General features: G+C 69.5%; 16 protein-coding genes and 3 pseudogenes. 13 read left to right on the top strand and 6 right to left on the bottom strand.

What is annotated here, in order from left to right; all coding sequences use genetic code 11:
- The first annotated feature begins 10 nt into the window (after window positions 1–10).
- Window positions 11–1,714 (top strand): apolipoprotein N-acyltransferase, encoded by a 1,704-nt coding sequence (gene lnt / locus M2437_RS17330; protein WP_253388191.1) that lies wholly within the window; start codon window positions 11–13, stop codon window positions 1,712–1,714.
- 182 nt (window positions 1,715–1,896) lie between these two features.
- The gene (locus M2437_RS17325; protein WP_253388190.1) at window positions 1,897–2,670 is read left to right on the top strand and encodes a BA14K family protein; all 774 of its coding nucleotides are present in this window, start codon (window positions 1,897–1,899) and stop codon (window positions 2,668–2,670) included.
- A gap of 110 nt (window positions 2,671–2,780) precedes the next feature.
- On the opposite strand, the gene M2437_RS17320 is transcribed toward M2437_RS17325, so the two are convergent.
- Window positions 2,781–4,373 carry a catalase gene (locus M2437_RS17320; RefSeq protein ID WP_003606859.1) on the bottom strand — a complete coding sequence of 531 codons (1,593 nt, stop codon included), beginning with the start codon at window positions 4,371–4,373 and terminating at the stop codon, window positions 2,781–2,783.
- Window positions 4,374–4,520: 147 nt separating this feature from the next.
- Here M2437_RS17320 and M2437_RS17315 point away from each other — a divergent pair.
- From M2437_RS17315 to M2437_RS17305, 3 genes and pseudogenes are all read left to right on the top strand, one after another.
- Window positions 4,521–5,493: pseudogene (locus M2437_RS17315) on the top strand (LysR substrate-binding domain-containing protein).
- Window positions 5,494–5,645: 152 nt separating this feature from the next.
- Window positions 5,646–6,701: an AbrB family transcriptional regulator gene (locus M2437_RS17310; RefSeq protein ID WP_253388189.1), complete on the top strand. Its 1,056-nt coding sequence runs from the start codon at window positions 5,646–5,648 to the stop codon at window positions 6,699–6,701.
- Window positions 6,698–7,042, top strand: coding sequence for a diacylglycerol kinase (locus M2437_RS17305; protein ID WP_147017208.1), 345 nt, complete (start codon window positions 6,698–6,700; stop codon window positions 7,040–7,042). The genes M2437_RS17310 and M2437_RS17305 overlap by 4 nt, the downstream gene beginning before the upstream one ends.
- 22 nt (window positions 7,043–7,064) lie before the next feature.
- On the opposite strand, the gene M2437_RS17300 is transcribed toward M2437_RS17305, so the two are convergent.
- Together M2437_RS17300 and M2437_RS17295 are read right to left on the bottom strand one after the other, a co-directional pair.
- Window positions 7,065–7,262 carry a hypothetical protein gene (locus tag M2437_RS17300; RefSeq protein WP_253388188.1) on the bottom strand — a complete coding sequence of 66 codons (198 nt, stop codon included), beginning with the start codon at window positions 7,260–7,262 and terminating at the stop codon, window positions 7,065–7,067.
- Window positions 7,259–7,459 carry a hypothetical protein gene (locus tag M2437_RS17295; protein WP_003600970.1) on the bottom strand — a complete coding sequence of 67 codons (201 nt, stop codon included), beginning with the start codon at window positions 7,457–7,459 and terminating at the stop codon, window positions 7,259–7,261. The genes M2437_RS17300 and M2437_RS17295 overlap by 4 nt, the downstream gene beginning before the upstream one ends.
- 274 nt (window positions 7,460–7,733) lie before the next feature.
- On the opposite strand from M2437_RS17295, the gene M2437_RS17290 reads away from it, so the two are divergent.
- The gene (locus M2437_RS17290; RefSeq protein ID WP_253388187.1) at window positions 7,734–8,291 is read left to right on the top strand and encodes a metallophosphoesterase family protein; all 558 of its coding nucleotides are present in this window, start codon (window positions 7,734–7,736) and stop codon (window positions 8,289–8,291) included.
- 9 nt (window positions 8,292–8,300) lie between these two features.
- Here M2437_RS17290 and murI read toward each other — a convergent pair whose 3' ends face one another.
- Window positions 8,301–9,176, bottom strand: a complete 876-nt coding sequence (gene murI / locus M2437_RS17285) for a glutamate racemase (RefSeq protein ID WP_253388186.1) — start codon at window positions 9,174–9,176, stop codon at window positions 8,301–8,303.
- Window positions 9,177–9,386: 210 nt separating this feature from the next.
- Here murI and egtB point away from each other — a divergent pair, with 210 nt between their 5' ends.
- The 3 genes and pseudogenes from egtB (at window position 9,387) to M2437_RS17270 (ending at window position 14,100) form a co-directional block, all read left to right on the top strand.
- Window positions 9,387–10,649, top strand: a complete 1,263-nt coding sequence (gene egtB, locus M2437_RS17280) for an ergothioneine biosynthesis protein EgtB (protein WP_253388185.1) — start codon at window positions 9,387–9,389, stop codon at window positions 10,647–10,649.
- A gap of 57 nt (window positions 10,650–10,706) precedes the next feature.
- Window positions 10,707–11,684 carry an L-histidine N(alpha)-methyltransferase gene (gene egtD / locus M2437_RS17275; protein ID WP_253388184.1) on the top strand — a complete coding sequence of 326 codons (978 nt, stop codon included), beginning with the start codon at window positions 10,707–10,709 and terminating at the stop codon, window positions 11,682–11,684.
- A 274-nt stretch (window positions 11,685–11,958) separates the two neighbouring features.
- Window positions 11,959–14,100 (top strand): annotated as a pseudogene (locus tag M2437_RS17270) (M10 family metallopeptidase C-terminal domain-containing protein).
- A 49-nt stretch (window positions 14,101–14,149) separates the two neighbouring features.
- Here M2437_RS17270 and M2437_RS17265 read toward each other — a convergent pair.
- Window positions 14,150–14,590 (bottom strand): DUF779 domain-containing protein, encoded by a 441-nt coding sequence (locus tag M2437_RS17265; RefSeq protein WP_253388182.1) that lies wholly within the window; start codon window positions 14,588–14,590, stop codon window positions 14,150–14,152.
- Window positions 14,591–14,811: 221 nt separating this feature from the next.
- Between M2437_RS17265 and M2437_RS17260 the strand changes: the two genes are divergently transcribed.
- The 3 genes from M2437_RS17260 (at window position 14,812) to M2437_RS17250 (ending at window position 19,960) form a co-directional block, all read left to right on the top strand.
- On the top strand, window positions 14,812–17,499 hold the full coding sequence (locus M2437_RS17260) for a nitrate reductase (protein ID WP_253388181.1): 2,688 nt from the start codon (window positions 14,812–14,814) through the stop codon (window positions 17,497–17,499).
- Window positions 17,500–17,614: 115 nt separating this feature from the next.
- The gene (gene cysG / locus M2437_RS17255) at window positions 17,615–19,072 is read left to right on the top strand and encodes a siroheme synthase CysG (RefSeq protein WP_253388180.1); all 1,458 of its coding nucleotides are present in this window, start codon (window positions 17,615–17,617) and stop codon (window positions 19,070–19,072) included.
- 285 nt (window positions 19,073–19,357) lie between these two features.
- Window positions 19,358–19,960 carry an SCO family protein gene (locus M2437_RS17250; RefSeq protein WP_253388179.1) on the top strand — a complete coding sequence of 201 codons (603 nt, stop codon included), beginning with the start codon at window positions 19,358–19,360 and terminating at the stop codon, window positions 19,958–19,960.
- On the opposite strand, the pseudogene M2437_RS17245 reads toward M2437_RS17250, so the two are convergent.
- Window positions 19,911–21,756, bottom strand: a pseudogene (locus tag M2437_RS17245) (glycosyltransferase family 2 protein). The gene M2437_RS17250 and the pseudogene M2437_RS17245 overlap by 50 nt on opposite strands.
- Before the next feature lie 120 nt (window positions 21,757–21,876).
- On the opposite strand from M2437_RS17245, the gene M2437_RS17240 reads away from it, so the two are divergent.
- Window positions 21,877–22,800 carry a transporter substrate-binding domain-containing protein gene (locus tag M2437_RS17240; protein WP_012254504.1) on the top strand — a complete coding sequence of 308 codons (924 nt, stop codon included), beginning with the start codon at window positions 21,877–21,879 and terminating at the stop codon, window positions 22,798–22,800.
- The last annotated feature ends 87 nt before the right edge of the window (window positions 22,801–22,887 follow it).

The raw sequence follows: 22,887 nt of genomic DNA, 5'->3' as shown, positions 1-22,887 counted from the left end.
GCGACACGGCATGACCGCTCCGCTGGGCCGCGCAGCCGGCGCCGGAACAGGCCCGGCTGCGGCGCGGATCGGCCTCTTCGAGGCCATCGCGCACCGGATCATCCTGAGCCAGGGATGGACGCGGGCCGCGATCGCCGTCGCGGCCGGCGCCTTCGGCGCGCTGGCGATGCCGCCCTATGGGCTGTTCCCCGCACTCGTCGTGTCGCTCTCGATCGCCGTCTGGCTGATCGACGGCGCGGCGATCGATGGCTCCGGCCGGCGCACCCTGGGCGTCTGTGCCGGAATCGGCTGGGCCTGGGGATTCGGCTACTTCACCGCCGGTTTGTGGTGGCTCGGCGCCGCCTTCCTCGTCGAGGCCGACCAGTTCGCCTGGGCGCTGCCGCTCGGCGTCGTCGGCCTGCCGGCGGTGCTCGCCCTGTTCTTCGCCGCGGGCTTTGCCCTCGCCCGCCTCGTCTGGTCGCGGGGGGCCGCCCGCATCGCGGCGCTCGCCTTCGGGCTCGCCGCCGCAGAATGGCTGCGCGGGCATATCCTGACGGGCTTTCCCTGGAACACCCTCGGCATGGCGCTCGGGGGCAACCTCTGGACGATGCAAGCCGCCTCGCTCGTCGGCCTCTATGGCCTGACGCTGCTTGCGGTGCTGATCGCCGCCGCGCCCGCGACGCTCGCCACCGGCGCGACACCGCGGGGCCGGTTCGGGCCGGTACTGGCAGCCCTCGTCGCGCTCGCGGGGCTGGCCGCCTACGGCGCCGGGCGCTTGCCTTCCGCGCCCGATCCGACGGTGGCGGGCGTGCGCCTGCGGCTGATCCAGCCCAACATCCCGCAGGACGACAAGTTCGGCTCGGAGAACCGCGAGCGGATCGTCGGCAAGTATCTCGAACTCAGCGACCGCGCGCTCTCGCCCGACCGCACCGGCATCGCCGACGTCACCCACCTGATCTGGCCGGAATCGGCCTTCCCGTTCCTGATCCAGCGCGATCCGCAGGCGCTCGGCCGGATCGGCGCGGCGCTGCCCGAGGGCAAGCAGCTCATCACCGGCGCCGCGCGGGTGCGCGAACTGCCCGATGGCGAGCGGCTGACCCGCGAGAACGCCGTCTTCTTCAATTCAATCCTGACGATCGGCGCGGGCGGGCGCTTCGGCGACCTCTACGACAAGGTCCACCTCGTCCCCTTCGGCGAATACCTGCCGGGGCCGCTCGATGCGCTGCTGCGAGCTCTGGGTCTGCGCCAGTTCGTTTCCATCCCCGGTGGCTTCACCGCCGGAGATCGCGCCGGCCAACGCATCCTCAACGTGCCGGGCCTGCCGCCGGTGGCGGCGACGATCTGCTACGAGGCGATCTTTCCCGGCGCGATCCTGCCGCCCGATCCGGCCGAGGGTGCGCCCGCCGTGCCGGGGCTGATCCTCAACCTCACCAACGATGCGTGGTTCGGCGATACGCCGGGCCCGCGCCAGCACTTCGCGCAGAGCCGGCTCCGGGCGGTGGAAGAGGGGCTGCCGCTGGTGCGCGATGCCAATTCCGGCATCTCGGCGGTGGTCGACGCCCATGGCCGGGTCATCGCGAGCCTTCCGCTCGGGATCGAGGGCGTGCTCGATGCGGGGCTGCCGGCAAGGCTGCCGGGTCGCACCCTCTACGCCGCCTTCGGCGATCTTCCCTTCGGGGCCGGCCTCATCGGCTGCCTCCTGATCGCGCTCGCCGCCCGCCGCCGCCGGACGTAACGGCCAAGGTGAGGCTGCGGAGCTTTCGAGACGACCGCGCGTGAATTGCAACGCATACGCGACATTCGCGCAATCTTGGCCGTAGGATCATCCGTCATCGCCCGGCGTTCTTAAGATAACGGCCCATTTTTCGCCGGTGGAAACCGGTGCAGGCCATTCTCTCGAATTCCAAGGGAATGACGATGAAACAGATTTTCCTGGCCTCGGCCGTCCTTGCGGGCGCCCTGGCCTATCTTCCGGCCAGCGCGGATGCGCGCCCGATCGGTGTCGGCGGCTCCGGCGGCCTCGGCGGCGGCAATTTCCGTAGCGCGCTCGGTGCAGGCGGTGTGAGCGGGTTCGGTCGCGGCGGCGGCTTTGCCGGGGGCGGCTTCCGCGGTGGTGGAGCCGGGCTCGGCGGTGGTGGTTTCCGAGGCGGCGGAGCCGGTCTGGCCGGGGGCGGCTTCCGCGGTGGCGGAGCGGGTCTCGCTGGCGGCGGGTTCCGGGGCGGCAGCGTTGGCCTCGCCGGTGGCGGCTTCCGTGGTGATGGCTTTGGCGGCCGCCCTGGCTTCGGCGCAGGTCGTCCGGGCTTCGGCAACGGCGTGGCGGGCGTGCGACCGGGCTACGGCGGCCAGCGCGGCTGGTACGGCGGCAACCGCTGGCGCAATGCCGGCTACTATCGCCGGGGTTACGGCTACGGTGGTGTTGGCCTCGGGCTGGGACTCGGCGCCGGTCTCGGACTCGCGGCGGGCAGCCTCTACGGCAGCTACGGCTATCCGGGCTACGGCTATGGCGGATACGGCTACGATGACGGTTACTACGCACCGGCTGGCTATTACGGCACCGAGACGGTGACCACCGGTGTCGCGCCCGGCGGTGACGAGGACTTGGTGGCCGAGTGCGCGCGCCGCTTCAAGACCTACGACCCGCAGACGCAGACCTACATCGTCCGCCGCGGCGTGCGTCGCTCCTGCCCGTAAGGCTTTGAGATGATGGGAGCCTCAGCTTGGGGCTCCCGCCCTCTTCCAAAAAGAAACCCCGCCCGACCGGATGGTCGAGCGGGGTTTTTTACGTCGTTCGGCCGTTCGCCTTACTCGGCGGCGACCTTGTGCGCGGCGGTGCTGCCATCGGTGTAGGTCTCAGCCTGGAGGCGCTTATGCGGGGCGGCACGGCCCGGCAGCGGCGGCAGGGCCTTGGCCTTCTCCAGATCGATCCCGGCGCCCTCGGCAACGCGGCGGCCGTAATCCTCGTCGGCGTGCCAGAAGTGCCAGACCATCCGAAGCTGGATCGGCTCGGGGCACTGCTTCATGTCGGCCACGAGGTTGGCGATCAGATCCTCACGCTCCCAATCCTGGAACGAGCGGTAGCGAACGCCGGCCTGGGTGTAGTCGTCCTCGGTCCGCGAGGTCTGGTAGCGGCCGAGATTGCCCTGGACCGGCTGGTGGTAATCCTTGGCCGGCTTGGGCGCCTCGCGCAGGCCCTCGGCGAGCGTCGAGGGCTCGTAGTTGATGTGGCGGTTCGGGCCGGTGCCATCGACGCTGTAGGTCATCTGGCCGTCGCGCTGGTTCGAATAGACCTTCACGCCGGGCTGCGGCGCGTTGATCGGCAGTTGCAGGTAGTTGGCGCCGACGCGGTAACGCTGCGTGTCCGAGTAGGACAGCGTCCGGCCCTGGAGCATCTTGTCGTCCGAGAAGTCGATGCCGTCCACGAGCACGCCCGTGCCGAAGGCCGACTGCTCGACTTCCGCGAAGAAGTTGTCCGGCACGCGGTCCAGCACCATGCGGCCGACCGGCAGCAGCGGGAAATCCTCGACCGGCCAAAGCTTCGTGTCGTCGAGCGGATCGAACGACAGGTGGTCGTTCGGGCCGTCCGGCATGATCTGCACGCAGAATTCCCACTCGGGGAAATTGCCGGCCTTGATGTTGTCGTAGAGGTCACGCGTCGCGTGGCCGACATCCTTGGCCTGGATCTCGGACGCCTGGGCCGAGGTCAGGTTGCGCACGCCCTGCTTGGGCTCCCAGTGGAACTTGCAGAGCACCGCCTCGCCCTGGTCGTTGACCAGCTTGTAGGTGTTGACGCCCGAGCCTTCCATCTCGCGATAGTTGGCCGGAATGCCCCACGGCGACTTCAGGTGGGTGACCATGTGGATCGCTTCGGGGTGCTGGGCCACGAAGTCGAAGAAGCGCCACGCCTCCTGGCGGTTCGTCACCGGGTCCGGCTTGAACGCGTGGATCATGTCGGGGAACTTGATCGCGTCGCGGATGAAAAAAACCTTGAGGTTGTTGCCCACGAGGTCCCAATTGCCGTCGACGGTCTTGAACTTCACCGCGAAGCCGCGCGGGTCGCGCTCGGTCTCAGGGCTTTCCTTGGCACCGGCCACGGTGGAGAAGCGCACGAACATCGGCGTCTTCACGCCGGTCTCGTTCAGCACGCGGGCGCGGGTGTACTTGGACGCGGGCTCGTCGCCGATCTTGCCATAGGCCTCGAACCAGCCATGGGCGCCAGCGCCGCGGGCATGCACCACGCGCTCCGGAATGCGCTCGCGGTCGAAATGGGTGATCTTCTCGATGAACTGGTAGTTCTCGAGCGTCGCCGGGCCCCGCTCGCCGACCGTACGCGTGCTCTGGTTGTCGCGGACCGGATGGCCCTGACGGGTCGTCAGAATCGGACGGTTCTCGCTCATGCGTCACTCTCTCCTTGGGAGGCAGGGGCTTCAGGGTGGATCGCTCGGCGCGTCCGCACAGCCTGGAACCATTCTGTTTCGATGGTATGACCCAGGCATGACCCATTAGCAAATGCATCGTCACAAACGCTGTGATAGATGCAGCCTATGAATCTTTCCGGGTTGTCCCTGCGCGATCTCGAATATGTCGTCGCTGTTGCCGATGAAGGGCATTTCGGCCGGGCTGCCGAGCGCTGCAACGTGAGCCAGCCGACGCTCTCCGTGCAGGTTCGTAAACTGGAAAACGCGCTCGGGCTGACCTTGTTCGAACGATCCAACCGTCGCGTGTTGCTGACGGTGGCGGGGCAGGGGATCGTGCGGCAGGCCCGGGTGGTGCTGGGCGAGGCACAGCGCCTGCTGGCACTCGCCGTCGAGGGGCGCGGCTCGCCGCTGACCGGCCGGCTGGTGCTGGCCGCGATCCAGACGCTGGGGCCCTATTACTTCCCGCTGGTTTTGCGCCTGCTGCGCCAGGAATTTTCCGCTGCTGACGCTGGCGCTCAGCGAGGCGCGCACCGCCGAGATCCTCGACGGCTTGCGCGACGGGCGGATCGATGCGGCCCTGGTTTCCCTGCCGGTGGCCGCCTCCGGGCTCACCATCTCGCCGCTCTTCGTCGAGCCGTTCCGGCTCGCCTGCCCGGTGGACCACGCCTTCGCCCAGGGCGCTCCGCCGCGAGCGGAAAACCTGAACGGGCCGGACCTGCTGCTGCTCGACGAGGGCAATTGCCTGCGCGACCAGACCATTGCCGCCTGTGGCACCCTGCGCGGCGCGGGCCGCCACGCCACCAGCCTCGAGACCCTGCGCTCGATGGTGGCGGCGGGCGCCGGCTATACCTTGATTCCGGCTTTGGCGATTCCCTCCGGCCCCGATCCGACCGGGCTCACGGTGGTGCGCCACTTCGAGGGCGAGGGCCCCGGCCGCACGCTCGCACTGGCATGGCGTTCCAGCGATCCGCGGGCGGCGGGCCTTGCGCATCTCGCGGCCTTCTTCCGGGCGCACGCCCCGCCCGGCACCGCCGCCTGCCGGGAGGATGAAGCCTATGGTGCCCCACCGCCCGGCGAGCGGGAACGGTGGACCGCCTGACGCCCACCCCGGTGGCAGCATCCCGAAGGCCAATCGCTCGAAGCCGCTTGGCGGCTTCCTGCGATCGCCGTGACAGTTCGGGGAAGAGCGTGTAGCGCGAGCCTCGCGCAATTCTTCTTCCTCTTCCTGCGCGCCATCCAGCATCCAGGCCCGTGCCCGAGACCCGCATCCTCCTGCGCTGGGCGGCGCTCGTCGCCGTCTCGGCCGCTCTTGCCTATGGCCTGAGCCGCGCGCATTTCCCCGCCGCCTTCCTCCTCGGGCCGATGCTCGCTGCGATCGCCTTCGGGGTTCGCGGCGCCGGGCTCTCGCTCGGCCGGCCGCTCTTCCTGGCGGCGCAGGCGGTGATCGGCTGCCTCGTCGCCCGCTCCGCCACCACCGAGATCGCCGCGACCCTGCGCGAGGACGGCCTCATCATCCTCGCGGTCGTCGGCGTGACGGTCGCGGCCGGCGCGCTCACCGGGCTGGCGCTCACGCGGCTGCGCGTCCTGCCCGGCACGACGGCGGCCTGGGGCTCCTCGCCGGGCGGGGCCGCGGCCATGGTGGCGATGGCGGAGGATTACGGCGCCGACCCGCGCTTGGTGGCGTTCATGCAGTACGTGCGCGTCGCCGCCGTGGTGCTCTCGGCCTCGCTCGCCGCGCGCCTCCTCGCCGACGTCGCCGGCCCGGCCGGCGCGGGCGCGTCCGGCGAGACGTGGAACTGGCCCGGCCTCGCGGCAACCATCGCGGTCGCCGCCGCCGGGTTCGGCCTCGCATCGCTGCTGCGGCTGCCCTCTGCCCCCCTGATCGGGCCGATGCTGCTCGGCGCGGGCCTGCACGCCGCCGGCTTCATCGACATCGCCTTGCCCGCGCCGGTGCTCGACGCGGCCTACGCGGCGATCGGCTGGTATGTTGGGTTGCGCTTCAATCGGCGCACCCTGGACGAGACACTCCACGCGCTGCCGGGCGTGCTGACGGCGACAATCGGGATCATCCTGCTCTGCGGCGTCTGGGCCTGGGTCCTGACGCACTGGCTCCCGATCGATTTCCTCACCGCCTTCCTGGCCACCAGTCCCGGCGGGCTCGATTCGGTGGCGATCATCGCCGTCGGGTCGCGGGCCGACGTGTCCTTCGTGCTGGCGGTGCAGACCCTGCGCCTGTTCGTCGTGCTCGCGACTGGTCCGATCCTCGCCAAGTGGATCGCCCGGGCGGTTCCGGGAGAGCGACCGTGACCGCGCTCTACCTCGCCTTCCTGAATTCCTGGCGCGGTCTCGTCCATGGCGGGCGCACGGAGCGGGCGGTCCGGCTCGAACTCGTCCTGCTGGGGCTCGGCCTACCCGTGGCGCTCGCTCTCGGCGGCCATCTGTGGGTCCGGGTGGCGCTCATCGCCAGCCTGCTGCTGATGCTCGGGGCGGAACTCCTGAACACCGCGATCGAGAAGCTGTGCGACCACCTCCATCCCGGCCGGCACGAGCGGATCGGCATCGTGAAGGATCTGGCCTCGGCGGGGGCGTTCCTGACGCAGGTCATCGCGGCCCTGATCTGGGGCGCGGCGGTGATCGACCGGTTCTAGAACGTCGTTCGAACGTCGGCCGTCAGCCGTCTTCCTGCTCGCTCCAGACGACCCAAGTGCCGCCGAACAGGGTGGCCGCAATCACGAGCCACAGGCCGGTTCGGCCGACCAGATCGAGCAGCCACGCATGGACCATCGAGAAGCTGAGACTCAAGGCGCAATCCAGAACGCCGAGATAGAGGGACAGCGCCAGAAGCGCGACGGCGAGAGGGCGGCTCATCGATCCTCCGTCTCCTTCCAGAGGGCCCAGGCCCCCGCGAACACCATCATCCCGATCAGAAGGCGCATCCCCGTATGGCCGATCCGGTCGAGAAGCCACGCATGGGCGGCGGACAGGCTCAAGTCCAGCATCCATCCCCATGCCGTCAGGATCACGGCAATGGCGACGACAATGAGGATTTTTGTCCAGACCGGCATGCCCGCCGCGCTAGCACGTTTGTACTGGTGCGCCGAGCGACACAGGTGACACTTCGCCACAAGTCCTGTGAAAAATGATGCGCATTTCGACACATCCGCGGTGATTAGCCCGCCAGTTAATTAGCTGCGGCTCGCGGATCGGCATCATTGTACCTTTTGTTATTGTTTGCGATGGAGGCCCGGCTGCGTCAAGCGAGCCGGGATCGTCGCGCCCGCGGATCCGTACACGCCCCGCCGAGCCCTTCGAGTTGTCTCACATCTTCGTGAAGAACGCATGGCAACCCTCTTCATCGCCGACACCCATTTCGGCGACGCCCGGCTCGTCGAGCGGCGACGCACCGGCTTCGCTTCGGTGGAGGCCCATGACGAGGCGCTGATCGCCCGCTGGAACGCGCGCGTCGCGGCCGCGGACGAGATCTGGCATCTCGGCGACTTCGCCGCCCATGCCAGCCGCGAGCATTGCGCCCGCGTCTTCGCCCGGCTCAACGGTATCAAGCGGCTGGTGCGCGGCAACCACGACAGCAACCGCGTGCTCGACCTCCCCTGGGCCGAGCCGCCGGTGGAAAGCGTCCGGATCTCCGTGTCGGACGCGGCGGGCCGGTCCTGGCGCCTGTTCCTCGCGCACTACGCCCACCGGGCCTGGCCCGGCCTGTGGCGCGAGACCCGGCACCTCTACGGCCACACCCATGCGACCCTGCCCGACACCACCCGCTCCTGCGACGTCGGCGTCGATGCCTGGGATTTCGCGCCGGTCGGTCTCGCGGAGATCATCGCCCGGCAGGATCGGGCGACGCTGGTGCCGGAGGAACTGGCGGCGTGGGAGAGGCGCTGACGGCCCGTCTCAGCACAGCGTCAGCGGCATCGCCTCGATCACCGTCTCGGACAGGCCCCGCCGCTCCAGCGAGCGGCCGAGCGCCGGGTTGAGCCCGGCCCCGCCGGTGAACACGGCGCAGGCGGGCGGCGCGTCGAGCGCGTGCGCGGGCATCTCGCCGAGAAGCTGGATCACCCGGCGGGCGATGGCCGGGGCCGGGTCGATCCAGGTGACCGGCCACGGGGCGAGGCGCTCGAAACCGGGCAGCAGCAGCGGGTAGTGGGTGCAGGAGAGGCAGACCACGTCGGTGTACGCGCCGTCCGCCCCCTCGACGAAACAGGGCGCGATCTCGGCCAGGATCGCCGCGTCCGAGACCGGCTCGCCGGCCATCTCGGCCTCGGCGTAGCCCGCGAGGTTCTTGGAGCCCACCAGCGTCACGGCGCAATCGCCCGCGAAGTTCGCCACGAGATCGTGGGTATAGGCCCGCGCCACGGTGCCGGGGGTGGCGAGCAGGGAGATGAGGCGGGTCCGCGTCAGCGCGGCGGCCGGCTTGATCGGAGGGACCACGCCGACGAAGGGCGTGACGAAGCGCTGACGCAGGGCCGGCAGCACCAGGGTCGAGGCGGTGTTGCAGGCGATCACCACGAGGTCGGGGGCGTGACGCAGCAGCAGCCGCTCCATCACCGCGATCACCCGCGCCACGAGCCGGTCCTCGGTCAGGGCGCCGTAGGGGAAGGCCGCGTCGTCGGCCGCGTAGACATAGGCCGCGTCCGGCCGGGCGCGGCGCACCTGCTCCAGCACGGTGAGACCACCGAGGCCGGAATCGAAGACGAGAATGACCGGCTGAGAATTCTGGGCCGGCAATGCCGCCGAAAGGGTCGCCCCTGCCATCAGATCGATCCGCATGACCGCCGCCCGGGCTCGCGCATCCATGGAAACCGTGGGGCAACGAGTGTCCGTCGGCGACGGTTAAGGACACCTCACTGCGGCTGCAAAAAGGCCGCGCTTCGGGCCGGGTGCGACAAGGGGTGCGACGAACAGCTTGGCGGGCCTCCACGTTGTCATTCGACATTCGGCGTCTATTTCCGGCGCGCAACGGAGGAAGAGATTCCAACAATGGCAGCCGGCGCAGCACGTCTCACCCATCCTGAGAGCGGCGCGGCCTTCCCGCCGCCCCCGCTCGACGCCCGCCCGATCGACCGCGATGCCTGGATCGCCGCCTTCCGCACCGTGCGTGAGGAGACCGAGCGCCGGGCCGCACCGCTCTCGCCCGAGGATCAGCAGATCCAGTCGATGGAGGATGCGAGCCCGACCAAGTGGCACCGGGCGCACACGACCTGGTTCTTCGAGCAGTTCCTTCTCGGAGACCATCAGCCGGGCTACCGCCTCTTCGACGAGCGCCTGCACTACCTGTTCAATTCCTACTACGTGCAGGCCGGTCCCCGGCAGCCGCGCTTCATGCGCGGCATGATCACGCGGCCGACGGCCCAGGAGACCGCCGCCTACCGCGCCCATGTCGATCGCGCGGTGTCGGTGTGGCTGCGCGAGGCCTCCGACGAGGCCCTGGCGCGGGCGCTGCCGATCCTGGAGATCGGCCTCTACCACGAGCAGCAGCACCAGGAGTTGATGCTCACCGACATCCTGCACGCCTTCGCGCAGAACCCGCTCGATCCGGTTTATGACGCGCACTGGAGCTTGCCTGCGGCGCAGGCATCCGCCGGCCAGTCTGCCCTGAAAAGAGGCATCACCCAGATCGGCTACGACGGTCATGGCTTCGCCTTCGACAACGAGAGCCCGCGCCACGACGTCCTGATGCTGGAGGCCCGCATCGATCGCGGCCTCGTGACCAACCGCGACTGGCTCGCCTTCATGGAGGACGGCGGCTACGCGCGGCCCGAACTCTGGCTCAACGACGGCTGGGTCGCGCTCCAGCGCGAGGGCTGGGAGGCGCCGGGCTACTGGCGGCGCGAGGCGGATGGCTGGTCGACGATGTCGCTCGCCGGCCGCAAGCCGGTCGATCCGGCGGCCCCCGCCGCCCATATCAGCTACTACGAGGCCGATGCCTATGCCCGCTGGGCCGGGCGCGACCTGCCGACGGAGGCCGAGTGGGAGGTCGCCGCCCGCGACGGCCTGATCGACGACGCTTTCGGCCTCGTCTGGCAATGGACCCGCAGTGCCTACGGCCCCTATCCGGGTTACCGGCCGGTGCCCGGCGCGCTGGGCGAGTACAACGGCAAGTTCATGTCGAACCAGTACGTGCTCCGCGGCTCCTCGGTCGCGACGGCGCAGGGGCATGCGCGGGTCGGCTACCGCAACTTCTTCTACCCCCATCAGCGTTGGCAGTTCACGGGCCTGCGGCTCGCCGATGCCGGGAGCTGAACGCACCCGCTCACCCTATCCGCACACCCGTCTGCCCCGCTGTCCCGGAGAAGGCCTTTGACGATCGATCCCCGCATGACGGATTCCCACCGAGCCGAACCGGTTACGGAAAACGGCGTGTTCCTGGCCGATGTCTGGGACGGCCTGGCGGCGAGCCCGAAGGCGCTGCCGGCCAAGTACTTCTACGACGCCGCCGGCTCGGCCTTGTTCGAGCAGATCACGGCCCTGCCCGAGTACTACCCGACGCGCACTGAGCTGCGCATCCTCGACGAGCGGGGCCCGGCCCTGGCCGCCCTGCTGCCGCAGGGCGCGGCGCTGGTGGAGTTCGGCAGCGGCTCGACCGCCAAGCTGCGGCGCCTGCTGCGGCACCTGCCCGGCCTCTCGGCCTACATCCCCGTCGACGTCTCGGGCGAGTTCCTGACGGAGCAGGCGCAGGCCCTGCGCGGCGATTTCCCCGATCTTGCGGTCGAGGCGGTCGTGGCCGACTTCACCCGGCCCTTCGCCCTGCCGGACGGCATCCGCGATCGGGCGCTGGCTGGCTTCTTTCCCGGCTCGACCATCGGCAATTTCGAGCCCGGCGAGGCGGCGCGCCTCCTCGACGTGTTCGGGCGCATTCTCGGCCCGGGCGCGACGCTGGTGATCGGCGTCGATCTCGTGAAGGACCGCGACGTGCTGGAGGCAGCCTACGACGACGACGCCGGCGTCACCGCCGCGTTCAACCTCAACCTGCTCCACCGCATCAACCGCGAGCTGGACGCGGCGATCGACGTCGAGGGCTTCACACACCGCGCTTTCTTCAACGCGCAGGCTTCGCGGGTCGAGATGCATCTCGTCAGCCGCCGGGCGCAGAGCCTGCGCGTGGCCGGGCGCAGCTTCGCCTTCGCGGAGGGCGACTCGATCCACACCGAGAACAGCTACAAGTACACGCTCGACGGCTTCCGGGCGCTCGCCGCCCGCGCCGGCTGGGCCTCGATCGAGGCCTGGACCGACCGGGACGGATTGTTCTCGGTCCACGCCCTGCGGCGGGACGCCTAAGGCGCCTTTCGACGAATCGGCCACCGGTTCGTCGAAAGAACGCGCGTCACAGCAAAGGTTTGGAGGTGTGACCCGACCCCACGTGGTCGGGCACGGCTCTCGGCTCGGCCGCCGGCCGCCGCGTCCGACGCGGGGTGTGGCCCGCGCGTGACGACCGCAGGCTGCAAAGCGCGATCGATAAAATCCGCAGTATCTAAACTATCAAAAAGCAGTTTTTGCGTGGTGTTTGCGCCCCAGGGTTGCCGCACGATCCGCGGCACGCCAGGGGCAAGACATGGTCAAAATCAGTACCGTCGAGAAGTCCGATAGCAGCTTGGTCAACGCCTTGATCACCCGCTACAAGTGGGGCGAGAACACGCTCAATTACGGCTTCAAAGTTCAGGACATCGACAAAAACAGCGTCTCCGACTTCGACGAAGGGTAGTGGCGCAGCTTCTACAAATCGATTTTCGACAACGTCTCAAGCTTCACGAATCTGGATTTCCGTGAGACCTCGTTCGAGGAATCGACGCTCGGGCAGATCCTGGAGGTCGGTGGCGGCGGGCAATCGTCGAATCCGTATCCGGAACTGCCCAACGGCAACACCTACACCGTCGTCAGATTTTTCGGCTCCGTCGCGTCGGCCTCCGAATCCATCTATCGGGGGCAGTGGTCGAGCGTCTGGTACCACGAAATCGGCCACAGCCTCGGCCTCGCCCACCCGTTCGAACAACCGGGCGTCATCGCGGGCGTCCGATCGGAGGCCGATCTGGGCACCAACTTCATCAACTCGTCGCTCTACACCGTCATGTCGTACAGCTCCTTCGTGTGGGGCGAGGACAATCCGTGGACGAGGGCCCAGGACGCCGGCAGAACCTTCATGAACGCGTCGGCCGGCTCCTACATGCCGATCGACATCGCCGCCCTGCAGCACCTGTACGGAGCCAGGGCGGCCAACACGGGCGACACCGTCTACACGTTCGGTGACGATCTCCGGACGAATGCCGGCTTCAACACTATCTGGGACACCGGCGGCAACGACACCATCCGGTACGTGGGCAGCAGCCGCGCCAAGATCGACCTGCGCGCCGCCACGCTGAAGGACGAGATCGGCGGCGGTGGCTTCGTGTCCACCTCGGACAAGCTGAACGGCGGGTTTCTGATCGCCAACGGCGTCGCGATCGAGACCGCGATCGGCGGATCGAAGGACGACATGCTGCACGGTCACGACGGCGACAACACCCTGATCGGCGGAGCGGGCAACGACACGCTCTTCGGGTATGCCGGAAACGATGTCCTCGAGGGGGGTACGGGAAGCGACCGGCTCGACGGCGGCGAGGGCATCGACGCGGCCCGGTTCGCCGGCCAGAGCCGGGACTACGCGATCGTCTACGACGCCTCGACCACGGCGAGCGCGTTCGCGGTCAAGCACATCGCCACGGGCGCGCTCGATACGCTCGCCTCGATCGAAACGCTGGTCTTCGACGACACCGCGCTGGGTTCCCAGGGCGTGTTCACCCACCTCGAAGCCCGGGTCGGCGCCCTTCCGTCCGGCAGCCAGAAGTTCGAGCTGGCGCTCTCGCCCGAGGCGGACGGCCCGATCGCGACGGACGTCGCCGACATCGACGGCGCGTTCACGGCCAGCGCGACGGTGCTGTTTGCCGATCTCGCCGGCGGTTCCTGGCAGCGCGTCTTCGACTTCGGAAACGGGCCGGCCTCCGACAACATCTTCCTGGGGCAGGTCGGCCGCTCGAGCGACATGGAGTTCACGGTCTTCAACGGCGGCAAGGCGGCCAGCATCGTCGCCAGGGGCGCCATCGTCCAGGGCCAGGAAGCCGAGTGGACCGCCGACGTCGATGCCGGCGGCTGGATGCGCCTGTTCAAGGACGGCGCGCTGCTGGCCCAGGGTCAGGGCGTCGTGCCGCGGGACATCGAGCGGGCCAACGAGTTCGTCGGCAAGTCCAACTGGTCCTGGGACACGCCGCTGATCGGCACGGTGAGCGATCTGACGGTGACGGCGCACAACGTCATCCCGGAGATCGACGGCGCCTTCACGATGTTCGCCGAGGCACGCTTCGACAACCTCGCCGGCGGACACTACCAGCGGCTGTTCGACACCGGCAACGGCCGGGACAGCGACAACATCTGGGTTGGCCAGGTCGGGAACGGCGACGACATGGCGTTCGAGATTCTGACCGGCTCGGTCAAGCACCAGATCACAGCTCACGACGTGATCGTCCAGGGTGAGACCGCGGACTGGCAGGCTAGCGTGACGGATGGCGGCTACATGCGCCTGTTCAAGAACGACCACCTCGTCGCCGAGGGGCAGGGCGCCGCCCCGCTCGACGTGACCCGCGCGGACGACCTGATCGGCCAGTCCAATTGGACCTGGGACACGCCGCTGATCGGCAAGGTAAGCGACCTGTTCTTCGTCTGATCCATCGCTCCCGTCCCGAGAGCCGGCCACCGGCTCTCGGGACCACGCGCTACAGGTGGCAGGCGCCCGACAGGGCCTCGTTCTCGGCGCTCGTGAACAGGCGCGAGCGGATGTGGAAGCGCTTCTCGCGGCCGTTCTCCAGGGAGAACATGCCGCCGCGGCCGGGCACCACGTCGAGCATGATGTGGGTGTGCTTCCAGACCTCGAACTGCGAGCGCGAGATGAAGAAATCCGCGCCGCCGACCTGACCCAGATGCACGTCGCCGTCGCCGGTGATGAAGTCGCCGACGGGGTAGCACATCGGCGAGGAGCCGTCGCAGCAGCCCCCCGACTGGTGGAACATCACCGGGCCATACGCGGCCTTCAGCTCGTCGATCAGTTCGAGCGCGGCCGGCGTCGCCGTCACCCGCAGGGGTGTGCCGGCATTGTCGGCCTGCTCGGCAGTCACGGGCTCGATCCGCTGGGCGGCGGGGATCGCGGACTCGCTCATGGTTTCCTCTCCTGATGGATCTTGTGGGCTATCTGAGGCTGAGGCAGCGGATATCCATGCGGCTTGAAGCGCGCCCGAGGATAGCAGACGAGCCCCGGCCCGAACCGCCTGAGACGGCTAGGCCTTTCGGCCACCTTCAGGTGGTGTGAGAGCGACCGGCCCGACTTTTGCGACCTCTGCCGAAACGTCCGTGTGGCGAAAAAATCCGCCGAGGATTCGCGATGTCTCAGCCCGCCCCCGATCTCGCCGCGCCTGCGGTGAAGACGACCTGCCCCTATTGCGGCGTCGGCTGCGGCGTGCTCGCGACTCCGGACGGGCAGGGCGGCGTGGCGATCGCGGGCGATCCCGAGCATCCGGCGAATTTCGGCCGCCTCTGCTCCAAGGGCTCGGCGCTCGGCGAGACGGTCGATCTCGGCGACCGGCTGCTCGCCCCGACCGTCGATGGCCAGACCGTGAGTTGGGAGGGCGCGCTCGGCACCGTGGCCGGCGGCCTCCGGCGGATCACCGAGCAGCACGGGCCGGATGCAATCGCCTTCTACCTCTCGGGCCAGATCCTGACGGAGGATTATTACGTTGCCAACAAGCTGGCGAAGGGCTTCCTCGGCACGCCGCATGTCGACACCAATTCGCGGCTGTGCATGTCCTCGGCGGTCGCCGCCCACCGCCGCGCCTTCGGCTCCGACACGGTGCCCGGCTGCTACGAGGATCTCGATGAGGCCGACCTGATCGTGCTCGTCGGCTCCAACGCCGCGTGGTGCCACCCGATCCTGTTCCGCCGCATGGTCGATGCGCGGACCAAGCGCGGCACCAAGATCGTCACCGTCGATCCCCGCCGCACGCAGACCGGCGAGGAGGCCGACCTGCATCTCGGCCTCCAGCCCGGCACCGATTCCGCGCTGTTCTCCGGCCTGCTCGCCTATCTCGCCGGGCAGGCCAAGCTCGATGGACGCTTCATCGAGGAGCACACCGCCGGCTTCGAGGGCGCCCTGGAGCGCGCCCGACAGATCGCGCCGGACGCCGCCGCCACCGCCCGCGCCACGGGGCTGGCCGAGGCCGACGTGCAAGCCTTCTTCGAGCTGTTCGCCCGAACGAAGCGCGTCGTCACCGCCTTCAGCCAGGGCGCGAACCAGTCGGCGCAGGGCACCGACAAGGGCAACGCCATCATCAACTGCCATCTCGCCACCGGGCGGATCGGCCAGCCCGGCATGGGGCCGCTCTCGCTCACCGGCCAGCCCAACGCCATGGGCGGGCGTGAGGTCGGCGGCTTGGCCAACATGCTCGCCGCCCACATGCACTTCGCCCCCGAGGAGGTGGACCGGGTCCGCCGCTTCTGGAAGGCGCCCAACATCATCACCGGCGAGGGGATGAAGGCGGTCGCCCTGTTCGAGGCGATCGAGCGCGGGAAGATCAAGGCGCTGTGGGTGATCGGCACCAACCCGCTCGTCTCGATGCCGCGGGCCGACCGCATCCGCGAGGCGATCAAGGGGCTCGACCTCTACGTCGTCTCGGAAGCCGTCGCGACCAGCGACAGCGCCCGCGCGACGGGTCAGAAGACCGTGCTGCTGCCGGCGCTCGCCTGGGGCGAGAAGGATGGCACGGTGACGAATTCCGAGCGGCGCATCTCGCGCCAGCGCGCCTTCCTGAAGGCGCCGGGGCAGGCGCGGGCCGATTGGGCGATCCTCTGCGACGTCGCCCGCCGCCTCGGCCACGGCGAGGCCTTCGCCTACAATTCCGCGGTCGAGATCTTCCGCGAGCACGCCGCGCTCTCGGCCTTCGAGAACGACGGCACTCGCGACTTCGATCTCGGCGGCCTCGCCGAGATCGACCGGCACGCCTACGACGTGCATCTGCCGATGCAGTGGCCGGTGCCGAAGCGCGGCCCGGATGCGAAGAAGGGCCGCGCCCGGCTCTTCGCCGACGGGCGCTTCTACACCTTCGATCAACGCGCCCGCTTCGTCGCGGTGCAGCCGCCGGCTCTGGCGCAGCCCGTGACCGCCGAGCGCCCGCTCGTGCTCAATACCGGCCGCATCCGCGACCACTGGCACACCATGACCCGCACGGGCAAAAGCCAGCGCCTCTCGGCCCACCGCGCCGTGCCCTTCGTCGAGATCCATCCCGACGACGCGGCCCGCTACCGCCTGAGCGACGGGGGCTTCGCCCGCGTCGCAACCGATCTCGGCAGCGCGATCCTCGAAGTCACGGTGACGGACGCCGTTCTGCCGGGCTCGATCTTCGTGCCGATGCACTGGAGCGACATGACCGCTTCGGACGGGCGCGCGGCGGCGCTGGCCCGCGGCATCCCCGATCCGGTCTCGGGCCAACCCGAACTGAAGGCGACGCCGGCTTGCGTCGAGGCCGTGGCCTACCGCTCCCGCGGCTACCTGCTGACGCGGGACGCCCAGGCGGCCCCCGCCGGCTGGTGGTGGGCACGGGCGACCGTCTCCGGCGGCTCGGGCCTGATCTTCGCGACCCAGGAGGGCTCGCGGGAGATGGCTTTGTCCGTGCGCGGGATGTTCCCCGGCCACGAACTGGCCGAGTACGTCGATCACGCCCGCGGACTCTACCGCTGCGTCGTCACGCGCGACGATCACCTCGTGGCGGCGCTCAGTGTGGCGCCGGGGGATCGGCGGCCGGACTGGGAACTCGCCAAGGGGGTGTTTGCCGCCCCCGACATCGAGGCGATCGACCGGCGCACTCTGCTCTCGGGCCGGGCGGCGACGGCCTCGACCGGGCCGGTGGTCTGCGCCTGCCACGGCGTCGGTCTCGACGTCATCACCGCGACCATCGCTGCCGGGGCCGGCTCGGTCGAGGCGGTGGGCGCGGCCTGCAAGGCGGGAACGAATTGCGGCTCATGCATCCCCGAGATCCGCAAGCTGCTGTCGCCGGCGCTTGCGCGCAGCGCCGCATAGGCGCAGTTTTCAGGTTCCCGGTCCCACTCTCGCCCTCATCCTGACGTGCTGCAAAGCAGCCTCTTCGGATGAGCGAGGCGGACCGGAACCTCGAGTCGAGTCGTACACAAAGACCATGAGCACGCCCCGCCAACCCCGCGAAACCCGCGCCGGCCTCGAGCCGCTGGCGGTGCTGCCCGTGTTCGTGCCGCTCCAGGACAAGCGGGCGGTGCTTGCCGGCTCCAACGGCGGCGCACCCTGGAAGGTGAAGCTGCTCGCCGCCGCCGGCGCCCGGGTCGATGTCTATGCCGAGGAGCCGAGCGAGGAACTGCGCGGCGTGCCGGCCGAGATCGCCGCCGGCTCGGTGACGCTGCACGAGCGCCGCTGGACCCCGGAAGATCTGCAGGGCGCGGCCTTCGCCATCGGTGCCATGGAGGACGAGGACGATTGCATTGCCTTCGTCGCGGCGGCGCGCGCAGCCGGGGCCATCGTCAACGCGGTCGACCGGCCGCATCTCTGCGACGTGAAGTTCGGCGCCATCGTCAACCGCTCGCCGCTCGTCGTCGGCATCTCGACCGAGGGCGCCGCCCCGGTCTTCGGGCAGACGGTGCGGGCGCGCATCGAGGCGATGCTGCCGCGCGGCTTCAAGCACTGGGTCGCGGCCGCCCGCGACTGGCGCGAGGTGGTCTCGGCCCGCTTCCACGGCTTCTCCGAGCGGCGCGGCTTCTGGGAGCGCTTCACCGACCGCGCCTTCGCCGAGCCGGACCGCACCCCGACGGAAGCCGACCTCGCCGACCTGATGGGTCAGGCCGAGGCGCTGCCCCTCGGCGGCGCCGTGACCCTGGTCGGGGCCGGGCCGGGCGATGCCGAACTGCTCACCCTCAAAGCGCTGCGGGCGCTGCGCAACGCCGACGTGATCCTCTACGACGACCTCGTCGCCCCGGAAATCCTCGACTATGCCCGCCGCGAGGCCCGGACCATGCTGGTCGGCAAGACCGGCCACGGCCCGTCATGCCGCCAGGACGACATCAACGCGCTGATGGTCTCGCTGGCGAAGTCCGGCAAGCAGGTGGTGCGCCTGAAATCTGGCGACCCGCTCGTCTTCGGCCGGGCCGGCGAGGAGATCGAGGCGTGCGAGGCCGCTGGCATTCCCTGCACCATCGTCCCCGGCGTCAGCGCGGCGCAGGGTGCGGCGGCCGCGCTCGGCGTCTCCCTGACTCATCGCGACGCGGCCCGGCGCCTGCAATTCGTCACCGGCCACGACCGCCGCGGCGCGCTGCCGGAGGATCTGAACTGGAGCGCGCTCGCCGACCGCAGCGTCACCACCGTGGTCTACATGCCCAAGCGCACGCTGCGCGTCCTGCTGGAGCGGGCGGTCGCCGAGGGGCTGGCACCCGAGACGCCGGCCCTCGTCGTGTTCAACGCGACCCGGGCCAAGCAGGCGACGGTGGCCGGCACCGCCGCCGACCTCGCCGATCGGGTCGAAGCCTCGGGACTCGAAGGGCCGGCGCTCCTGATGGTCGGCGAGGCCCTGCGCCAGCACAACGCCCGCAGCGCGCACCAGGACGTCGAGATCCGCGCGGAAGCCTCCTGACCCTGCTGCGAAGGCTCGTGCGACGCTAGAGCATCCTGCTGGATGCTCTAGCGTCTTGTTTTGCATCATCTTTTTCGAAAGCCGGTAACCACCTTTCGGGATGATGCTCTAAGCCTTGCGGCGTCGCGCGGGCTTGCGGCACGCCCCGGCTCTGTGATGTGAGGGGCATTACCCGACACGCTCGGACCGCCGCTTCCCCTTTCGGCGATGCCCTGTGCCGGGCCCTTTCCATACGGCCGCCGCGCCCGTCGGGTCGCCGCCACAGACACGCCTTCGAGGGCTCCCATGCGTTCCCCCATGCGTCCGTCCCGCAGCGTTCTCCTGCCGCTTGCCGCCTTCGTGGCCGGGCTCGTGGCGATCTCCGTCGCACTGGTGATGACGCTGGTGCCGCAGCATCCGCAGAGCGGCCCGAGCGGCATCGGTGGTCCCTTCACCCTGGTGAACCAGGACGGTGCGACGATCAGCGAGCGCGATTTTGCCGGCAAGCCCTACCTGATGTTCTTCGGCTTCACCCATTGTCCCGATGTCTGCCCGACCACGCTCCAGCAGATCAGCGACGTACTCGCGGCGCTCGGCCCCAAGGCGGATAGGCTGAAGGTCGCCTTCGTCAGCGTCGACCCTGAGCGCGACACGCCCGCTTCGCTGAAGACCTACCTGTCGAGCTTCGACCCGCGCATCGTCGGCCTCACCGGCAGCCCGGAGCAGGTGGCGGCGACCGTCAAGACCTTCCGCGCCTACGCCAAGAAAGTGCCGGGTTCGAGCGGCGACTACACGATGGAGCACACCGCACTCGTCTACCTGATGGACGCCCGCAACGGCTTCGTCGGCGCGGTCAACCTCAACCGGCCGGCAACGGAGACGGCGGCGGAGCTGTCGAAGCGGATCTGATCGCCGCCGAGGGGCGCCGCGCGAGCGCTCCCGTGCGGGAGGTGCGGGCCAGCCCGTGCTCGGTCTTGTTCCAGCGGTGCGGGTGCCGCGCCAACTCGAACACGGCGAGCCATGCCGCGAGACTGCCGAGAAGGAAGTAGACCGGCAGCAGCAGCACGAGCGGCACGAGATCGAACCAGCCGCGCCGGAGGCAGCCGACGAGGCCGGGCAGGCACATCGCCGCGAGCGCGCCGAGGAACACCGTCGTGGAGGCCGCCCGCTTGACGATGGCGAGGCTGTCGCCGTCCTCGGCCGGGATGATCAGGTCGGCGAGGCCGCCGAGCAGCATGAACGGATAGAACAGGGCCGAGACCACCGTGCCGGGCAGGAGCGCCAGCGCGCACAGGCTCTCCGCCGCGCCGAGGCGGCGATAGAGGTCGAGCGGGCGGCCGCCCGTGGGTGAAGCTCGTTTGCAGAAAGCCCTTCATCCAGCGCGTGCGCTGGCGCAGCCACTTGCGCGGATGGGCGAGCGCCTCCTCGAAGGTCGCGCTCGGCAGGTCGCCGACATGGTAGCCCGCGAGCGCCATGCGCAGGCCGAGATCGGCATCCTCGGTGACGTTCCAGGCATCCCATCCGTGGAGCTGGCGCAGGACGCGGGTGCGGAAATGCGTTGAGGTGCCGCCGAGCGGCGTCGGCATCCGCCACGCGGCCAGGGCCGGGCCGAGTACGTCGAACAGGGCCGCGTACTCGATGGCGAACAGGCGAGGCAGCCAGCCATCGCCCTGATTGTCGATCACGAGGCGACCCTGGAGGCAGGCGGTCGAGGCCGGCGCGCGGGCAAACAGCGTCGCGGCGAGGCGAAGCTGTTCGGGCGAGATCACATCCTCCGCGTCGTAGACCACGAGGTGCTCGCCGCGGGCGAGCGGCAGAGCCACGTTCAGCGCCCGCGGCTTGGTGCGCGGCATCCCCTCCGGCACGGTGACGATCTCGAAGCGGGCCGGGAGCGGTGTCGCGCGGAAAGCCGCGGCGGTCTCGTGGTCGTCGGCCTCCAGCAGGAACTTGATGTCGAGCTTGGCCGCCGGATAGTCGAGCCGGCGCAACGCTCCCAGAAGACGCGGCACCACCGGCGCCTCCCGGTAGAGGGCGACGAGAACCGTGTAAGTCGGGAGCGCGTCGTCCGTCAGTAGAATCGGTCGCGGCTCGGATGCATCGGCGCGCATGATCTCGGCGGCACCGATCGCCGCCGCGGCGAGGCGGAAGGTCAGCAGCGCCAGCATTAAACCCTGCACCAGCAGCAGCAGGACAAAGCCCGCCGCCGTCGGGAGGCGGGCGAGCAGGACGACGAGGGCGAGCACGCCGCCGGCCAGTGCGAGGTCGATTGCCAGCGGACCGGGCCGGCAGGACCATTCGGGACGAAGACGCCCCAGGGTCTCGGACGCGTCCTCGGCAATGGCGGCGCCGTACCGGGCGAACAGGGCCTGCCTCAGGGCCGTCGGGGTCGTGATGGCCGGAGGCTCCGCCAGCCGGTCCGCCGCCGCGATCAGTCGCGCCACCGCGGCTCCACGCGGTGCCGCGACGAGGGTTTCGCCCCCCTCGCAGCCCGCGAGCGGCGCGGCACCGGAGATGAGACAGCGCGCATAGGGAACGCCTTCGCCGATCGCGAGAGGCCCAACGAGAAATGGAGCGCCGAGCCGGCGGGCGAGCGCACAGTAGAAGACCTCCTCGGAGAGAAGCCCCTCGTTGAGAAGGGCCGTGGCGGCATCGGTGCCGCAGCGACGGGCGATGATCACGGCCCGGCTCAGCGTCTCGAGGGACACGCCCTCGGTGGCGAGGAAGCCGATTTCCAGCGGGAGCGGAGCGGCGCGGCTGCTCCGACGGCGGTCGAGGTCGGACAGGGCAACGGCTTCCCGCGGGCCCGCGCCGTGCTAGGGAGGGGCATGGGCCAGGACCTCTCCATGGACGTGCATTGCTCCACTCCGACAACCGAAGGGTCAATCCGCTACCACAGGATGCGGCGGATACTGGCGGCAACCTTTATCGTTTTGTTAACCAATGTTGCACAGGCACAACAGCCGTCCGACCCAGCGGCCCCGTCGGTCAGCATTCCGAACTTCTGGAATCCCCGTGCTCGCGGCGAGCGGGTCGAGGCGCCTCAGACGGGTCGGGCGGTTCGGTTCATGACCGACGACGAGTTTCCGCCGCTCCATTTCGCAGGCCCCGACGGTGTGCCGACCGGCTTTGCCGTGGAACTCGCCCGCGCGGTCTGCGAGCGGCTAACGGTGACGTGCACGGTGCAGGCGCGCCGCTTCGACACGTTGCTCGATGCGCTGGCCGACAAGCAGGGTGACGTCGTGGCCGCCGCCGTGCCCCTGACGCCGGGCCTGCGGGCGCGGTTCCTGGCGACGCGGCCCTATTTCCGCTGGCCGGCCCGCTTCATCGCCCGCAAGGACCGCAGCCTGCCCGCCCCCTCGACGACTGCACTCGCCGGGCGGAACGTCGGGATCGTCGAGGGCAGCGCTCACGAGGCCTATCTGAAGGCCTTCTTCCCCAACGCCACGAGAAAGACCTTCACCGACCTCTCGGCGGCCCAGAGCGCGCTCAAGCGCGGCGAGGTCGAGTACCTGTTCGCCGACGGCTTGAGCCTCGCGCTCTGGCTGAACGGCCAGGAGGCGGAGGGTTGCTGCACCTATTCCGGCGGCGATTATCTGGAGAATCGCTATTTCGGTGAAGGCATCGGCTTCGTCACCCGCACCGAGGACGCGGCTTTGGCCCGTGCCCTCGACGACGCGTTGCAGCGGGTATGGGACGACGGGAAATACGCCGAGCTGTATCTGCGGTTTTTCCCGATCAGTCCGTTCTGACGCGGTCCGGATCGTGGCACCTGTCGCGAAGCGGTGCCGTTCTCTAGTTTGAGATGCGAATCGAACACGAACGCAGGACCGAAGGGA

Origin of the sequence: Methylorubrum pseudosasae (assembly GCF_029504475.1) — a bacterium.
GTDB lineage: Bacteria > Pseudomonadota > Alphaproteobacteria > Rhizobiales > Beijerinckiaceae > Methylobacterium > Methylobacterium extorquens.
The sequence above is the reverse complement of the archived record's forward strand: the minus strand, read 5'-3'. Positions and strand labels throughout refer to the sequence as shown.

What these genes read in the sequence shown, in the direction of transcription:
- lnt (WP_253388191.1), top strand. Translation starts at nt 11, where the DNA reads ATGACCGCTCCGCTGGGCCGCGCAGCCGGCGCCGGAACAGGCCCGGCT.
- M2437_RS17325 (WP_253388190.1), top strand. Translation starts at nt 1,897, where the DNA reads ATGAAACAGATTTTCCTGGCCTCGGCCGTCCTTGCGGGCGCCCTGGCC.
- M2437_RS17320 (WP_003606859.1), bottom strand. Translation starts at nt 4,373, where the DNA reads ATGAGCGAGAACCGTCCGATTCTGACGACCCGTCAGGGCCATCCGGTC.
- M2437_RS17300 (WP_253388188.1), bottom strand. Translation starts at nt 7,262, where the DNA reads ATGAGCCGCCCTCTCGCCGTCGCGCTTCTGGCGCTGTCCCTCTATCTC.
- M2437_RS17295 (WP_003600970.1), bottom strand. Translation starts at nt 7,459, where the DNA reads ATGCCGGTCTGGACAAAAATCCTCATTGTCGTCGCCATTGCCGTGATC.
- M2437_RS17290 (WP_253388187.1), top strand. Translation starts at nt 7,734, where the DNA reads ATGGCAACCCTCTTCATCGCCGACACCCATTTCGGCGACGCCCGGCTC.
- murI (WP_253388186.1), bottom strand. Translation starts at nt 9,176, where the DNA reads ATGCGGATCGATCTGATGGCAGGGGCGACCCTTTCGGCGGCATTGCCG.
- egtB (WP_253388185.1), top strand. Translation starts at nt 9,387, where the DNA reads ATGGCAGCCGGCGCAGCACGTCTCACCCATCCTGAGAGCGGCGCGGCC.
- M2437_RS17265 (WP_253388182.1), bottom strand. Translation starts at nt 14,590, where the DNA reads ATGAGCGAGTCCGCGATCCCCGCCGCCCAGCGGATCGAGCCCGTGACT.
- M2437_RS17260 (WP_253388181.1), top strand. Translation starts at nt 14,812, where the DNA reads ATGTCTCAGCCCGCCCCCGATCTCGCCGCGCCTGCGGTGAAGACGACC.
- cysG (WP_253388180.1), top strand. Translation starts at nt 17,615, where the DNA reads ATGAGCACGCCCCGCCAACCCCGCGAAACCCGCGCCGGCCTCGAGCCG.
- M2437_RS17250 (WP_253388179.1), top strand. Translation starts at nt 19,358, where the DNA reads ATGCGTTCCCCCATGCGTCCGTCCCGCAGCGTTCTCCTGCCGCTTGCC.
- M2437_RS17240 (WP_012254504.1), top strand. Translation starts at nt 21,877, where the DNA reads ATGGGCCAGGACCTCTCCATGGACGTGCATTGCTCCACTCCGACAACC.